1 protein-coding gene is annotated in these 1501 nt (G+C 68.0%); it reads left to right on the top strand.

Annotated features, from left to right (window positions below; genetic code table 11):
- Positions 1–160: 160 nt before the first annotated feature.
- Complete coding sequence (locus tag ABZ444_RS51415; protein WP_358012713.1) at positions 161–1468, top strand: IS4 family transposase; 1308 nt, start codon at positions 161–163, stop codon at positions 1466–1468.
- The last annotated feature ends 33 nt before the right edge of the window (positions 1469–1501 follow it).

Here is a 1501-nt window from a genome sequence, read left to right on the forward strand (position 1 = left end):
CAACGCCGTTCAGTTAAGGGAGAGGGCGGTTGGTCAAGACCGGTGAACAAAACAGCGGAGCCGCTGTAGAAGAGGTCTGTCACTCCAAGACATCCTCACTACAGGAGCTCCGCTGTTGGAACAGGTTGCCATACAACGAACGACCGGGGTAGCCGCTGGGGTGTTCGCGCCGGGGCACCTAGGCGAACTGACCCGGATCGTCCCGTTCGAGATGGTCGATGAGGTGCTGGCAGAGACGCGTGCGCAGGAGCGCAGGGTGCGGCTGGTGCCGGCCCGGGTCACGGTCTACCTACTGCTGGCCGCGGCCTTGTTCACCGACTTGGGCTACCGCCAGGTCTTCGACCGATTGTGCGCCGGGCTGGGGCCTTTGGCGTTGGTACGGCCCAGCGGCAGCGCTCTTCGCCAGGCCCGCCAACGGCTCGGACCAGCCCCGATGAAAGCGCTGTTCGACCTGATCAGCGGCCCTGCAGTGACGACCGCTGCCACAGGATGGTGGCGAGGACTACGGGTGGTCGCCGTCGACGGCACCCTGCTCCCGGTCCCGGACTGTCCGGCCAACCTCACGGTCTTCACCCGGCAGAGGCTCGGCAACGGGACGTCCGGCTACCCGCAACTGCGTCTGACCGCGCTGGTGGCCTGCGGGACCAGGTCGGTGATCGCAGCCGTGTTCGGGCCTGCCAGCACGGGCGAGCTCGACTACGCCCGCCGTCTGGCAGCATGCCTGCGCAGGGGGATGCTCCTGCTGGGCGACCGGAACTTCGCCGCCACCGACCTGCTCAACCAGGTCGCCGCCGCCGGCGCCGACCTGCTGGTCCGCTGCAAGTCCGGCCGCAACCTGCCCGCCGTGGCCCGCTGCCGGGACGGCTCGATTCTGGCCCGGGTCGGTGCACTGACCGTCCGCGTCATCGACGCCGAGATCACCATCCGCACCGCAGCGGGCACCCGGACCGGCCATTACCGGCTGCTGACCAGCCTCACCGATGCGTGCGCCTACCCGGCGGATGACCTCATCCGGCTCTATCACGAGCGCTGGGAGATCGAGACCACCTATGCCGAGCTGAAGTCCACCATCTTGAGCGGGCACGTCCTGCGGGCGCACACTCCTGACGGCATCGAGCAGGAGGTCTGGGCGCTGCTGACCGTCTACCAAGTGCTGCGGACCGCGATGACCGACGCCACCGACAGCATCCCGGGCACCGACCCTGACCGGGCCGGCTTCACCACCGCTCTGGCCGCCGCCCGCGACCAACTCGTCCTGGCCGCCGGCGTCATCACCGGCACCAACATCGACCTGATCGGCACCATCGGCCGACACGTCCTGGCCCATCTCCTGCCCGCCCGGCGAGTCCGCACCAAAGACCGCATCGTCAAACGCGCAATCTCCAAGTACAACGCCCGCGGACCCGTAATCGACCGGACCACCTACAAGGCTGCCATCAGCATCAACATGATCCCGGCCAGCCCTTGACACCACCGCCCGGACGCTAACTGAACGGCGTTG

Origin of the sequence: Nonomuraea sp. NPDC005730 (genome assembly GCF_040630865.1) — a bacterium.
In the GTDB taxonomy this organism is placed as follows: domain Bacteria; phylum Actinomycetota; class Actinomycetes; order Streptosporangiales; family Streptosporangiaceae; genus Nonomuraea.